Annotated in this window: 11 protein-coding genes, 1 pseudogene and 1 riboswitch; of the genes and pseudogenes, 3 read left to right on the top strand and 9 right to left on the bottom strand. The window is 55.8% G+C overall.

The window, feature by feature from the left end; translation table 11 throughout:
* Nucleotides 1-196: 196 nt before the first annotated feature.
* A complete protein-coding gene (locus CPH65_RS11675) occupies nucleotides 197-727 on the bottom strand; it encodes a group III truncated hemoglobin (protein ID WP_157747648.1) in 531 nt (176 codons plus the stop codon).
* A gap of 208 nt (nucleotides 728-935) precedes the next feature.
* Complete coding sequence (locus CPH65_RS11670) at nucleotides 936-1,691, bottom strand: ChbG/HpnK family deacetylase (RefSeq protein WP_096173623.1); 756 nt, start codon at nucleotides 1,689-1,691, stop codon at nucleotides 936-938.
* A gap of 875 nt (nucleotides 1,692-2,566) precedes the next feature.
* A riboswitch (SAM-I-IV-variant riboswitch) is annotated at nucleotides 2,567-2,677 on the top strand.
* 93 nt (nucleotides 2,678-2,770) lie between these two features.
* On the opposite strand from CPH65_RS11670, the gene CPH65_RS11665 reads away from it, so the two are divergent.
* Entirely contained in the window at nucleotides 2,771-3,118 is a 348-nt protein-coding gene (locus CPH65_RS11665) for a hypothetical protein (RefSeq protein WP_096173622.1), read from the top strand.
* Nucleotides 3,119-3,218: 100 nt separating this feature from the next.
* Here CPH65_RS11665 and CPH65_RS11660 read toward each other — a convergent pair whose 3' ends face one another.
* From CPH65_RS11660 to CPH65_RS11635, 6 genes are all read right to left on the bottom strand, one after another.
* Complete coding sequence (locus CPH65_RS11660) at nucleotides 3,219-4,319, bottom strand: glycoside hydrolase family 3 protein (protein ID WP_157747647.1); 1,101 nt, start codon at nucleotides 4,317-4,319, stop codon at nucleotides 3,219-3,221.
* 130 nt (nucleotides 4,320-4,449) lie between these two features.
* Complete coding sequence (gene hisG / locus CPH65_RS11655; protein ID WP_096173620.1) at nucleotides 4,450-5,439, bottom strand: ATP phosphoribosyltransferase; 990 nt, start codon at nucleotides 5,437-5,439, stop codon at nucleotides 4,450-4,452.
* A gap of 11 nt (nucleotides 5,440-5,450) precedes the next feature.
* Nucleotides 5,451-6,605, bottom strand: coding sequence for an ATP phosphoribosyltransferase regulatory subunit (locus tag CPH65_RS11650; RefSeq protein ID WP_172891511.1), 1,155 nt, complete (start codon nucleotides 6,603-6,605; stop codon nucleotides 5,451-5,453).
* 33 nt (nucleotides 6,606-6,638) lie between these two features.
* On the bottom strand, nucleotides 6,639-8,117 hold the full coding sequence (gene hisS / locus CPH65_RS11645; protein ID WP_096173618.1) for a histidine--tRNA ligase: 1,479 nt from the start codon (nucleotides 8,115-8,117) through the stop codon (nucleotides 6,639-6,641).
* A 233-nt stretch (nucleotides 8,118-8,350) separates the two neighbouring features.
* Nucleotides 8,351-8,986, bottom strand: a complete 636-nt coding sequence (locus CPH65_RS11640; RefSeq protein ID WP_096176375.1) for a DNA-3-methyladenine glycosylase I — start codon at nucleotides 8,984-8,986, stop codon at nucleotides 8,351-8,353.
* Between the two features lie 403 nt (nucleotides 8,987-9,389).
* Entirely contained in the window at nucleotides 9,390-10,115 is a 726-nt protein-coding gene (locus CPH65_RS11635; protein ID WP_096173617.1) for a protein phosphatase CheZ, read from the bottom strand.
* 365 nt (nucleotides 10,116-10,480) lie between these two features.
* Between CPH65_RS11635 and CPH65_RS11630 the strand changes: the two genes are divergently transcribed.
* Nucleotides 10,481-11,329: a DUF2927 domain-containing protein gene (locus CPH65_RS11630; protein WP_157747646.1), complete on the top strand. Its 849-nt coding sequence runs from the start codon at nucleotides 10,481-10,483 to the stop codon at nucleotides 11,327-11,329.
* Nucleotides 11,330-11,644: 315 nt separating this feature from the next.
* Nucleotides 11,645-12,373: a L,D-transpeptidase gene (locus CPH65_RS11625; RefSeq protein ID WP_096176374.1), complete on the top strand. Its 729-nt coding sequence runs from the start codon at nucleotides 11,645-11,647 to the stop codon at nucleotides 12,371-12,373.
* 195 nt (nucleotides 12,374-12,568) lie between these two features.
* Here CPH65_RS11625 and CPH65_RS25035 read toward each other — a convergent pair.
* A pseudogene (locus CPH65_RS25035) lies at nucleotides 12,569-13,520 on the bottom strand (IS630 family transposase).
* Nucleotides 13,521-13,577: the final 57 nt, after the last annotated feature.

The raw sequence follows: 13,577 nt of genomic DNA, 5'->3' as shown, positions 1-13,577 counted from the left end.
GGAGCCTTCCCAAGATACCGACTACAACTTTAAAAAGAGGCGAGCCGCTAGTCCCCCGAAAAGCGACTCGCCCTATCGCATCAACGGATTGCTCCGGTTGCGATGTTATTCTGGTTGTATTTGACGTTAAACTATACCAAAAGCAATCAGATTTCATCCACTGAATTCGATTTGTGTCCAGAGAAAGACAATTTGTTCACTTTTCGAGCAGTTTTTCCCAATAATTTGTTAATACACCGCCCTCGAATGCAGTTTCTGGCACGATTTCGCCCTTCATAAAAATCGCAATCTGCAGGTTGCGCGCGATTGTTTCAGCGCGATCAATGTATAGTGCTGCGGCTGCCGGTGGGCAGATCTCCCGTGCGGTCTTTCTAAACAGATCTAGCCATTGTGCAAAGTCATCGGGCTTCAATCCCTCCAACTGCGTGTGGGCCGGAACGGGTCGCCCACCATATTCTCGTGTTTGCATCAACATCGACCGCCAGAAGCGTTTCATGGTGTCGAGATGATCCGCCCAGTTTTGCGTCATCCCCTTGGCAAACAGCACAGACAAACGAGGGTGCTCCCGAATGCGGTCGTAAAAGGTTTCGACCAACAGAGAAACCTGTTCCTCGGTAATGGAGGAATCGAGCGGTTTTCCCGCGCGCTCCATACGCGGCAAAGAGCGACCGTGTAAAACTACATTGTCGGTCGCGTCTGCTTCGCTTTGCACCGGTTCGGTCGGCAAGGACCCTGCGATTGTGCTGGCGATGCCGGAGGTCTCGTTTGTCGAATTCCTTGAGCGGGTCATCACTCTCAACCCCATAGTGTGCGCTCAGCCGAATCTTTGAGCCACAAAATACCGATTATAAATGATAAAACAAGAGAAAATACCGAGACTGAATGTATCGTCGGCCGGGCGACCCAGCGGATATCGGGTGTCTTGCTGACCCTGATCAGTCGCAAAACAACTGATATTGCGAAACCCGAGCAGAAGGATCCTGATCAAATCGCTCCAGCCGGGCCTGATCTCTTGGACTGTCGACGGCTGGCCGAATCCCCGTCCAGACCCGGGTATCGATGCGCCAGCTGTTCTTCTGAGGCACACGGGCGGGATCCTTGAGTTCAAGCAACATGCGCCTCTGCCATGGCTGCCGAGCATGCTCGGCTGATCGCCAGAGCCAGCGCCGCTCTGCCCGTTCGACCAGACCGCGAGGCCGTGGCAACTCAGCAACCAGAATCGGACACTTCAGCAGCTTGAACTGACTGAGAGCGGCCGTCACCGCCCTGACTGCGACCTCAAACAACAGAATGGGCGGCTCGAGGTGCACAAAGGCTGGCGGGCTACCCCAATGGGCTAAAAACCGACGGATCTGGGATCGGATTTCCGCTTCGATGACGTTGGTCCGCAGATTGAGGCTTCTGGCGGCCCGAGCAAGATCGGGCCTGTCCGGAAGCCTGCCAGCATATTGCCGGTTATCGGGGAAAAATCCCGAAGACAGCGGCGGAAAGCTCTTGGTCAACGTCAAAGTAAGCCCAACCGGGATCTTCGGCGGGCCCTTCTGATCTCGGCTTTGCAAACGATGGGCCTCTTGCGGCCAGATGTCCGAAACTGAAAGACAGGCGATGGCGCCGATAACCTGCCTGCCCGCAAGATCCATGATGGCTTCATCAACGCCTTCTGACAAAGCAAAATCCAAGGCACAAAGCACGGCATGATCCCCGTTCGGAAAAAGGCTGGAAAGGGGTGATCAGATTGTATCCGTCGCCCTTCGCCACAAACATGCACTTCGCTTGGCCTGAATCAAGGGCTGATCGACCTATTATCCCGCTGGATCGAAATCTCCCCGCTCAGCCTTTACATTGCTGTATTCTCAGAATTCCTCAGGTGTTTTTCGCGTATTAGTCATGTATCGCACAATGCTGCTAGGCTTGCTGCATGACTACTTGAATTCCATTGAACAAAACTTCCGCACCAACTAACAAAATTTTCACCTGAATTTGGTCATTTGTTCAAATTTTCTTTTCCGCGCCATTCTCAAGCTTGACTACGCAAGCTATACTCTGCACCTGCGCACGATGAATGTAAGTTTTGGACATTACTTGTTCTGTTTAAAAAATTCGTCCTGCAAAGCATATTATGCTATAATATGATGAGATCCAGTATAGGATAAACTATATTATGCACACCAGATCAATTTAAATATGTTTATTCAGTGAATGCGACTGATTGAAAATTCAAATGCACACCTAAACTAAATCATAAGCGCAGCATACGCACTTTTTCACTTAAATAGGTAGTAAAGCTTTATTTTCAGTAGAATTCTTATTTTTCCTTCCATATACTATTACAAGGGAAGTGCCGAAACCGATAGTGCTTGTCCCCCAAGCTGTGCTGTCGGACCACGGGCTTTCAATCTTCCCGATATGACGGTCCCCACGTGCAAACCGTCTTGAGAGGTCGCTGGACGCAGCGGCCTCTCTTTTTGCCATACCCCGACGCCTTTATCATGCCCCCGTCATCTTGCTCCAAGACCAAAGATATTCACAAGCCGCTTGAACTTCTCTCATTTTCGCCCTATGTTCGCGGCATCATCTAGAGAAGGGCTGGCGCCCTCGCCAACCTGCCGACCGCGGCAAGGTGGCACCTACACGGGATGTGGCGGCATCTTTGCAAACCGCGAAGATGGCGCAAACTAGCGGAATGATACCTTCCCCCGTTTTGCCAGCCTTCCACACCGTGTCACAGGTGTCGTCTTTTTGCGCACCGACATGCAAGGAAGGAAAGACTATGTTTGAAGCTGTCGATTTCGATCGCGATTTCTCCGTAGACCAGCTCAGCCCTGCACCTCAGGGCGGACGCGATCGTGCAAAAACCGCCATGCGCGAGCGCTCTCCGAGCGAGGCGACCCTTGCCGTGCTCGAGGCTGGCTTCCGAACCCGTGTCATGTCGTGGCAAACAGCCCATGATGTCGGCGCGCGCAGCGGCCTGACCCTTGGCTGTCTGAGAGAGAGAACCGAACAGTGCGCCGCCTTGACTCGCGCAGGCCTGCCTTATGCGGTGGATGAAACGCTGTTTGCTGCGCTGGTTTATCACTATCCGGTGCTGTCACGCGAACTTTCAATCGCATTTAAATAGCACGGGCAAATAGCACGGCCAAATAGCACGGCATGTTTGCCGCAGTACGCCGATGGCGGGCCGCCGGAACAATTGTTGCCTACCGGGTCGGAAGAACGGGTCAGACCCGGCGGGATGCCCGCACACGGGCAGCAGAGCTCAGAATCCCGCCTTCCTGTATGCGTCCCTCGCGCACTGCGCTTCTGATCCAGTTGACGGCAATGGCAGGCATGTCGTCGTTGGCCATCGCCGTGTTGGACATAAGCAGCATGTCATAGCCTGCCTCGACCGCACGAATGGTGGCCTCCTGTGGGGGGGCCGTTTTTCGCACGGCCCCCATGTCGAGATCATCGGTCATGGCCAAGCCCTCAAAGCCGAGGCCTCCGCGCAGGACATCCTTGATCAGGGCACGGGAAAAGGTCGTCAGCTCCCCATTGCCGCGCTGACCAACACGGACAAAGAGATGCCCGCTCATGACAGCGTCGGCCAATCCCTGCCGAATCAGAAGCGAGAAGGGCTTGAGTTCCTGCGGATCCCATGTCTCGCGAATGTCCACGAAGCCGTGGTGGCTGTCAGAGCGCGACAGGCCGTGACCGGGGAAATGCTTGATCGAGGTGGTCATACCATGGCGTCGATGGGCACGAATGAAGGCTCCGGCATAGGCTGCGACCGTGTTCGGGTCGGCACTATAGGCACGGCGGTTCTTGCCGATGACCGGATTGTAATCGCGATGCAAATCGACGACCGGCCCCAGATTGAAGGTGAAGCCGGCGCGTGACAACTCCTTGGCGGCGGTGCCGTAGAGTTTTTCCGCACTGGCAACGCTCCGGCTCTGAGCCACCTTGAGCGCTGATGGCAGTCGGGTGAAGCCGTGTTTCTGTCTTAACCGCTGAACTACACCGCCTTCATGATCGATGGCGATGTGCCTCACGCCGGCATTGTGGAACAGACGATTGAGGCCCGCCACATCGCGACTCGAGCCGATGTTGCGCCCCAGATAAACCACCGACGCAGCGCGTCCCTTGGCAATGTGCGAGGCGATGCTCTTGACAAATTTACCGTTGGCGCTGCGACCAGTAAAGCCGATCATGATGAGTTGTCCGATGGCCTGATCGAGCTCGGCGGCATTGACGATCGTCGGGCGGATCAAGACAGGCGCGGCGAGCGCTCCGGCAGTCAGCATCATGGCGCTACGGCGCGTCAGGCTTTTGGGATCGCTCATCAGGGGCCTCATGTTTGGCGCGGTGATTCTTGACGGGAAAGCACGTGAATGGCCTTTCAAGCCAAATCAATGAGTCGAAATCAAGGCTATGGGCAGCCATAAGCTGGTGCCCTCACCTTTTGCTTGAAGCTCAGGTGCTTTCGGCCTCAAGACGGGCCAGCAGATGATCGAACAACGGGTTGGCCGCCTGGAAAATATAATCGAGTTTGCCAACGGAGATGGTGGTTGCCCCCAGAGCCCGCAAACGGCAGGCGATTGAATAGACCGCCCCTTGCGGCGCATGCAGGCGCATCACGTGCTCCTGATGTCCATAGGGCGCGTAGGCGCCGTTCGCCTCGAACTCATCACAGATCTGCTGGCTTATGGCGGCTGCATCGTGATGGGCTGCGGTGATCTCGCGGCGGGTGCGCCCGGCTTCCTCGGCCTGAACGCGGTCGAGAATTTCACCCAGCGCCGTCTTGGCCGCATCGGACCAATCCGCTGTCAGAGAGGCGACAAGGTTCGCTTCAGAGCGCAGCATCACCCCATCATCAAGGATCTTGAGATTGTTGGCCTCAAGGGTCGATCCGGACGAGGTGATATCAACGATGATATCCGCAGATCCGGCAGCAGGCGCCCCTTCGGTCGCTCCAAGACTTTCAACAATGCGATAATCGACGATACCGTGTTCGGCGAAGAAACTGCGCGTCAGGTTGATGTATTTCGTCGCGATGCGCAGGCGATGGCCGTAGCGCGCGGGCATATCCATGGCCACGTCGCCGAGATCCTCCATCGTGCGCACATCGATCCACGCTTTGGGCACGGCTATGACGACGTTGGCATGGCCGAACCCGAGTTTGACAAGCAGATCGATATAGCGCTCCGGCGTTGTCAGATGCTCGCGGATGAGATCTTCGCCGGTGACACCCAGATGGACCGAGCCGTTTTTCAGCTCCTTGGCAATCTCCGATGCCGACAGAAAGGCGATTTCCACATTGTCGATGCCCTTGAGATGGCCACGGTAGTTGCGCGCCCCGCCCGGACGCGCGACATCAAGCCCGGCGCGGGCGAAAAAGGCGTTGGCATTTTCCTGCAAGCGACCTTTGGAGGGCACCGCAATGATCAGAGGATTGTTGCTCATGTTGCTCTCTCCTATGCCATGCTCTTGGTATCGCCAAGACGATCCAGCCAGACGACGAAGCCGATGGCCGGCACGGCGGCGATTTCATTTTCGTCGTTGAGTCTGGCGCGCTTTGCGAGGATGCCCAGCAGGCGGTCATAGCGTCCGCCCCCGGCGACGGGCTTGTCCTGACCATCGAAATGCAGCTCGAAATTGAAGCCCGAATAATAGTCAAGCCGGCGTCCGAAATCGGCCTTGAACCTCAATTTTGTTCCATCGGGAACGGCCGTCTGGATGGCGTCCATACGCTCATTGAAGGCGCTGAGCGCTCCTCCCAGCAGGCCACCCTGCTCGGCGTCAAAGGCTGAAAGCTGCTCAAGGCTTTGCTTGCCGACACCCTCAAGATCGAGAAAGCGCGCAATCAAATCAAGCTTGTCGGCATCCCAACCGGCGTTGGCCGCCAGTTCGGCCTTTTCCATGTAGCGCTCGGCGATATCGCCAACGGACCGGCCACCAATCGCGTCCAAACCGGCAATGTCGAGCATTTCCTCGACTGCCTCGCGCACGTCAGACCCGGCCTTGCCATCAAGGATACGCGCCAGTCCGGCGGATGCATCGGCATTGTCCGAGCCGCCCTTCGCGAGACGCTCGAGCATGCGGTCAAGCACCTTGCGATCCCCAAAGGCACCTTCAAGGCGTCGCTGCCAGACCACAGGGGTACCAAGAGCAGTCAGCAGGGCGGAAAGCAGGGCATTGTCGCCGATCGTCACGGCTGGCGTCGCGCCTGACAGATTGGAGACCATGGCGAGGGCGCGCGCGATGCTGTCAGCGTCAAAGGACGCTCCGCCTTGCGGATCGATCTGCTCGATACCGGCCTGATAGAATTCCCCGGGCACACCATCAGGACGCTGGCGGAACACGGGGCCGACACATCCATAGCTCGCGGCGCGATCGATGGGACCGGTGCCCAGATGATGCAAACAGGCGGGAATGGTGAATTCAGGCCGCAAGGCCATCTTCTCGCCATTTGCGTCCGGTGCCACATAAAGGCGGCGGCGGATATCCTCGCCCACCAGATCAAGGAACAGATCGGCGTGAAAGAGGATCGGCAGATCGATGGCGGTCGCTCCGGCCACGTCGAACTGCTGCGCCAAAGCGCTGCGCATGTCATCTGTCAGAAGTGTCATCTCGTCTCCTTTGGCCCGCGCCTGCATTGCGGGCTACTTGGCAGCGGCGCGACCAGCATCCCGATCCGCGGCCTGATCTGCCAGCATCTTTTTGACTGTCTTAATAAGGTCAGCGGTGGGGACTTCCACCTGCGCCGGACGACTCTCGCGCCAGGTGGCGTTGTCCTCGATTTCCGCAGACAGGCGCTTGCCCTCTTCCAGATCCTTGATCTGGACGACGCCTCTCTCCTTCTCATCGGAGCCCTGAATAACGGCAAGCGGACAGTCGCGCTTGTCGGCATATTTGAGCTGGTTGCCGAATTTCTTCCAGTTGCCCTGATACATCTCGGCGCGAATGCCCTCTGCGCGCAGGTCCTGCACCATCTTCTGGTAATGCCCAAGGCTTTCCACGTCGCCATCCATGACGGTGACCAGCACGGGTGCAATCACATCTTCATTGTCGAGCTTGCCGAGGTTTTTGAGCGCTGCCATGAGGCGTGACACGCCGATGGAGCACCCTGTTGCGGGCACATCGCGACCGACAAAGCGCTTGACGAGACCGTCATAGCGACCACCGCCACCGACGGAGCCGAACTGAACCACTTCGCCCTTCTCGTTCTTGACGTCAAACAGCAGCTCGGCCTCGTAGACCGGGCCGGTGTAATATTCGAGGCCACGCACGACAGACGGGTCAATATGGATGCGGTCCTTGCCATAGCCGCAGGCATCAAAGATGGCCTGCATGGTGGCAAGCTCCCGCGTTCCGGCGTTGTCCATCTCGAGTGTGCCTTGCGTGAAGGCGATGACCTTTTCGACGTTGTCAGGGCTCAGGCCCGCGCCCTTGGTGAAGTCGCCGCTTTCATCCTTGCGACCCTCGCCAAGCAGAAGCCGCACGCCATCCGCGCCGAACTTGTCCAGTTTGTCGACGGCCCGCAATACGGTGAGGCGGGTTTCGGCATGCTCATCACCGGCAAGACCGATTTCTTCCATCACGCCGTCTAGAACCTTGCGGTTGTTGACGCGAATGACATAGTCACCGCGCGAAATGCCGAGGGCTTCCATGGTATCGGCCATCATCATGCAGATTTCGGCGTCGGCTTGCACACCCGGCGCGCCGACGGTGTCGGCATCGAACTGCATGAACTGGCGGAATCGTCCCGGTCCCGGTTTCTCATTGCGGTAAACATAGCCCGCGCGATAGGTGCGGAACGGCATCTGGATTTCGTTGATATTCTCCGCGACGTGACGGGCAAGAGGCGCTGTCAGATCGTATCTGAGGCTCATCCATTGTTCGTCATCATCCAGCAGCGAGAAGACACCTGCATTGGGGCGGTCGGTATCGGGCAGAAATTTGCCAAGGCAGTCGGTATATTCGAACGCAGGCGTCTCGATGGGATCGAAGCCATGATGCTCGTAGACAGCCTTGATCTTGGCGATCATGTCGTCTGCTGCGCGAATGTCGTCAGCAGTCCGGTCCACAAAGCCGCGCGGCAGGCGGGCCTTGAGTTTGTTGGGCTTCTTGTCTTTTGCCATGGTTGGACGTCACTTCGATTTGAATGGGTTAAGGAAATCCCGCTCGTTGCAGGATTATGGCCTTTTCCCTAGCCCATCCGCCCGCAGGCGACAAGGGTGAAGCAAGACTTTTTCGCCCCTGTCATCGTTCCGACAAGAAGGCGTGAGGCAAGCGGCTTTGTAAATACGCGCAAGGAACGGACAGCCTGCCTTGCCCGTTTGCTCGTCGGAAATTGTCCCGGCGACGGTTGACGTCAGGTGGGGCGACGAAAATCAGACCGCTCCTTCTCCACCTGATCGCGGCAGATGCAGCCTTCGATATGGTCATTGACCAGCCCCATGGCCTGCATGAAGGCATAGACCGTTGTCGGGCCAACGAAGCTCCAGCCCCGTTTTTTGAGATCCTTGGAAATGGCTTTGGAGATATCGGTTTGGGTCAGTTTGATCAACTCTTCATAGATTGGCCGGTCCGGGCGATCATTGGGGCCGGGTTCGTGAGCCCAGAAATAGGCCGCCAGTGACCCGAATTCGGCGCGCATCTCCTTGGCGCGCTGAGCATTGTTGATGGTGCTTTCTATCTTGGCGCGGTGCCGGACGATCCCGGCATCCGCGAGGCAGCGCTCCACGTCTTCTTCGGTAAAGGCAGCGACCTTGTCCATGTCGAAATTGGCAAAGGCGGCTCGGAAATTCTCCCGTTTGCGCAGGATCGTGTACCAGCTGAGGCCTGCCTGAAATCCCTCGAGACAGATTTTCTCAAACAGGGTTCGGTCGTCGGCCACCGGCCTGCCCCATTCCCGGTCATGATAGTCCTGATAGTCAGGCTTACCGCCGTGCCACCAACAACGTGCCAGACCGTCTTCGCCGATAATCAATCCGTCCCGCTTGTTCATATCCGCCATTTCGCTACCTCGAACCGATAATTGTTCTTATTTTGTTCTAGTTGAGATTCGTTAATGAGTCAATAAAACCCACAGGCCTTTGACAAGCAGCGTGTCGGTGCTTTCGGGTTATTTGCAAAGCTCTTTGCTACGCAGGCTCTCAGTGCTTTCCGGGGGAAGACACCTGCCGCTGATGGGGCTGTGCGTGTGGGGAGTGAGCTAAGCTTTTTGCTCACGCAAGGCTCTCGGTGCCTTCCGGAAGGAAGACACCTGCCGCTGATAGCATTTTGCGTGTGGGGAGTGAGCTAAGCTTTTTGCTTGCGCAGGCTCTCGGTGCCTTCTGTGAGAAGACACCTGCCGCTGATGGGTCTGTGTATGTGGGAAGCGAGCAAAGCTTTTTGCTTGCGCAAAAAGCTTAGTCGAACAGGGCGTCGATGTCGTCCTGGCTGGCAACACCTTCCTCGTTGTCGAGGGCGGGACCGTTCAGAAGCGCTGCATCGCCTTGTTTTTCCATTGGATTTTCGACTTCGATTTCCTTGAAGTGATCGATGCCGCCCCAGATGTCCATCATGTTGACGATGCGGCCTTCGATAAACCGCAAGACGTTGACCACCTTGGTGATGCGCTGCCCGGTCAGATCCTGAAAGTTACAGGCTTCGAAGACTGAAACCACGCTTTCCTGAATATCGTGGGTCCACTGATCTTCTTCACCGGTCAGGACTTTGGAAAGCTTTGACGCATTCTCGTCGATGATCTCTGCGGAAGCGAGGATCTGCTCGGTTGCCTGTTCCGTGCCCTGCACGATGGCATCGAGTTCATCCGTGACACGGTTCATTTCCGCCGAATGAAGACCGTTGACATGAAGGGTGGCAATCTCGCGCTTTGTCTCGGCGATGGCCTGATAGATCTCGTCCATCTCCTTCTTGAGCTTCAACGCTTCGCTCATTTCGGCGCGATAGCTCTCAACGATGTTCTCGTTGAGGTCCTGAGCCGGGGCCATCATGCTCTTGAGAGCTGCCAGCTCCGTCATGATGTCCTGATACTGCCCCCCGGACATTGAGCCATTAGCTGCTTGGGGCTGTCTGGACGATTCGTTGCCCAGAATCTGCTCAATCCGAAATGGTTTCGTCGCCAGTGCCATTCCCATTCTACTCCTGAACCTTGAATGTCATAGGCCGATTATCATTGCCGGATGTTCCGAAATACCTACGTAACAAATTGGCATTAGCTAACGGCACAAATTTAGGATGACCATAGGCTCGCTTTCGTTAAAAATAGGTTTGTGTTTTCAAAAAAATGAACATGTCCGTTCCGATTTGTTGTCGCATAATTTCCTTAGCTCCGCGCAAAATTGAACGGGGAGAGAACCGATCATGTGAAGTTGCCATCGCGTGGCCGATTGACGCGCATGCCCATTATGCGCATTGTTGGTCTGTTGAATCTGCCGGTTCTGACTGAGCCCGCTTCCCATGCCTGTCTTCGAGCAACACTGCAGGACCCATAAACGTGAAAAAAGCCCCGATCTGTCAGCCTGCCGGCATCCCCCTGCGACAGACACGCCCTTATGGAGCACGGTTGCTCAAGGCCCGAGCGCACGCGCAGCAACTGGACTATCCCAAATGCGATGTCAGTTCATTCGGTTTTGTGGTCCTCATATCGCTGACCCTGTTGTTGGCGATCCTGACGGGACCCGCGTCGGCGAACAGTTTCAGTGACAAAGATGTCATTGATGGATTTTACAAGACCGTCTTTGGTGCCGAAATCAAATCCCTGAGTTGGGGGACACAGACCAATCGGGTGAAAAAATATGTGAAACCGGTCAAGGTCTGGATCGACAATCGCGCCAAACTCAACCGCCTAAAGACCGTGCGCTCGTTCGTGAGGGGATTGCCGAGCAAGATCCCCGGCCTGCAATTGCACCTTGCCCGCACGCCCAAGGAAGCCAATTTCCGGATCTATATCGTGGATTCCGCCAACTACCAGCGCACCGTGCAGGATGAGGTCTTTCATGATCCCAATATGGCTGTTCCCGGCCAATGCATCGTCCGGGTGCTATCCAGACGATCGGGGATCCTGAGGTCAGACGCCGTGATCGTGTCCGATCAGGGGCTGTCGTTGTTCCGGCGCTGCATGGTGGAGGAAATTCTTCAGGGACTGGGTCCGGTCAATGACGATGCCAGCCTGAGCTACTCGGTGTTCAACGATCTGACGACTTATGATGCGTTCACCAAGTATGACCGGTTGATCCTCAACATGCTCTACAGTCCGTCCGTGAAGCCGGGAATGACACAAAAGCAGATCCATCCGCTGACACCGAAGCTGTTGCATTATGCCAAGAAGGTTGTCGGACACTGATCTCCTATCCTCTCCTTTCCTCCTACCCTCTGCTTTTCACGCAAGACTGTCTGACCTGAGAGTCGGGCGGAGCTGATATTATCAAAGTTTTAAGGATAAGTCGGCACCGCTAACCAATTTTTAACGCTGACTCCAATTCGGCGGCTTTGCAAGTTTTCATTAACCTTTTCGATTTGTTTCCAGCCTACCATGGGGACGAGGAAATGCGTAGATCCCGGCCGTGTATTGGGCATGGGAGGGCATTTCGAAAGTGTTGTTTCAGTTGGGCTCAATGTCCATGAGCCCAGTCGTCGATTCTGTGTTGTGAGTATGTCGATGAAGCGTTTGTTATTTTGTCTGTGCACGAGTGCTCTCGTTACCACCGGGTCTTATGTTGCCCCGGCGGGTGCCAGTTCATTGCGTTATGCCCCGCCTCCTCCCGTGATGCTCAAAGCTGATCAGATCCAACCATGGGTCATGCAATTGCGTCCGGGTACACACAGGGCTGTCCCACGTGATGCCCGACCAAGAGTCGATTTCAGCCGTCTGGCACCAGCGCCCAATCAGGGCCGGACCCATGCCGCATCTGCCAAGCAGCGGAAGCAACGCGTCCGCGGCATTGATCCGCGCTTTTTGCCAACTGTCGTCGATTATGCCGGTCCGCATCGGGCTGGCACCGTCATCGTGAACACCAACGAGCGTTACCTCTATCTGGTTGAACCGGACGGCACCGCGCGCCGGTATGGCGTCGGCGTCGGTCGCCCCGGGTTCTCATGGGCCGGAACGCACAAGGTAACCCGCAAGGCCGAGTGGCCTTCCTGGCGTCCTCCGGCAGAAATGCGTGCCCGCCAGCCGGGCCTGCCCGCCTATATGGAAGGGGGACCGCGCAATCCTCTTGGGGCTCGCGCGCTCTATCTGGGATCGACCCTTTATCGCATTCATGGCTCGAACGAGCCGTGGTCCATCGGTCATGCGGTCAGTTCCGGCTGCATCCGTATGCGCAACGAAGATGTCATGGACCTTTATCAACGCGTTGGCGTCGGAACCAAGGTGGTCGTGATCTGACGCTGCAAGCAAAGCTATCTCTGCAGGTGAGAGAGTAGGATCCCGAAGACGGATCTTGCACCTTGGGCTCCCTTTTCGGGGGCCCTTTTTTTTCGATCTGAAAGGGATTTTGAGAACGACCTGGAGGAAAACCACGGTTGCAACGGCAACAGCGCGGAACTGGACGGGATGATGACGCGCTAAAGCATATCGCAATTAATTAACCTCATACCCGGCAGCTTTGAAGTCGTTCAGACACTCCTTGGCAGAATAGAGGTCACAAATGTCACCGATCGCGTCTGAGATTGTATCGAAGCTTCTGGCTGCTCGCTTGCGCAGCAGTGTCTTGAGTTTGGAATATGCCATTTCGATGGGATTGAGGTCCGGTGAATATGGCGGAAGAAACAGCAGCCATGCTCCCTTTGATCTGACGAGCTTTTGAGCTTTCTCACTTTTGTGGAAGGCGACATTATCGAGGATGACGATGTCGCCAGCTGACAGGGTCGGCAGTAGTTGAGTTTCAATCCAAGTTTCAAAGATACGTCGGTTCATCGGAGCATTGACGATCCAGGGCGCAACCATCCCACGGGATCTCAAACCAGCGATGAAGGTCTGGGATTTCCAATGACCAAAAGAAGCGTGAGCGCGATAGCGCTGTCCTTTTGGTGACCATCCAGACCGTTTGGTCAGCTTCGTGTTGGTTGATGTCTCATCGATAAAGATCAATCGGGACAATGCTTTGTTGAAGAAAGGCCGGCGCTGATTGATCCATACATACCGATCATGAGCAATCGCGGCCCGTAGCTGTTCAGTGGCTACCAGACTTTTTTTTATGGCTCAGGCCGAGCCTGTGAAGCACGCGCCCAACGCTAGAGCGATGCACATGGACCCCGCGTTCAGCCAATTCCAGACAAAGCTCATCAAGCGTCAGATCGCCATTCTCAGACATGCGCCTTGTGATCCATTCATGATGCACACCCAACTTGCCTTTGTCTGGTCGGCCTTGCTTGCGAGGCTGCACAGAACCCGTCTCTTTCTTGAGAAGCATCAGGTTATTGACAAACCGTGGTGACACGCGGAAATGGCTGGCGGCCGCCCGATGCGAATGACCGGCATCAACAAATGAAGCAACACGTTCGCGCAATGCAATAGGAAGTGATTTGCCCATGATGATCCCCTTTTCTCAAAGGGAATCACAATTGGCAAAAAATGGGAATCCTGAATC

Source organism: Cohaesibacter sp. ES.047, assembly GCF_900215505.1.
Classification (GTDB): domain Bacteria; phylum Pseudomonadota; class Alphaproteobacteria; order Rhizobiales; family Cohaesibacteraceae; genus Cohaesibacter.
Note: the sequence above shows the minus strand (reverse complement) of the source record. Positions and strands in the feature narration are given on the sequence as shown.

Excerpts from the sequence above, each read along its gene's own strand:
- hisG (WP_096173620.1), bottom strand. The coding sequence starts at position 5,439 with ATGAGCAACAATCCTCTGATCATTGCGGTGCCCTCCAAAGGTCGCTTG.
- CPH65_RS11635 (WP_096173617.1), bottom strand. The coding sequence starts at position 10,115 with ATGGCACTGGCGACGAAACCATTTCGGATTGAGCAGATTCTGGGCAAC.
- CPH65_RS11625 (WP_096176374.1), top strand. The coding sequence starts at position 11,645 with ATGAAGCGTTTGTTATTTTGTCTGTGCACGAGTGCTCTCGTTACCACC.
- CPH65_RS11660 (WP_157747647.1), bottom strand. The coding sequence starts at position 4,319 with ATGAGCGATCCCAAAAGCCTGACGCGCCGTAGCGCCATGATGCTGACT.
- CPH65_RS11665 (WP_096173622.1), top strand. The coding sequence starts at position 2,771 with ATGTTTGAAGCTGTCGATTTCGATCGCGATTTCTCCGTAGACCAGCTC.
- CPH65_RS11650 (WP_172891511.1), bottom strand. The coding sequence starts at position 6,605 with ATGACACTTCTGACAGATGACATGCGCAGCGCTTTGGCGCAGCAGTTC.
- hisS (WP_096173618.1), bottom strand. The coding sequence starts at position 8,117 with ATGGCAAAAGACAAGAAGCCCAACAAACTCAAGGCCCGCCTGCCGCGC.
- CPH65_RS11640 (WP_096176375.1), bottom strand. The coding sequence starts at position 8,986 with ATGAACAAGCGGGACGGATTGATTATCGGCGAAGACGGTCTGGCACGT.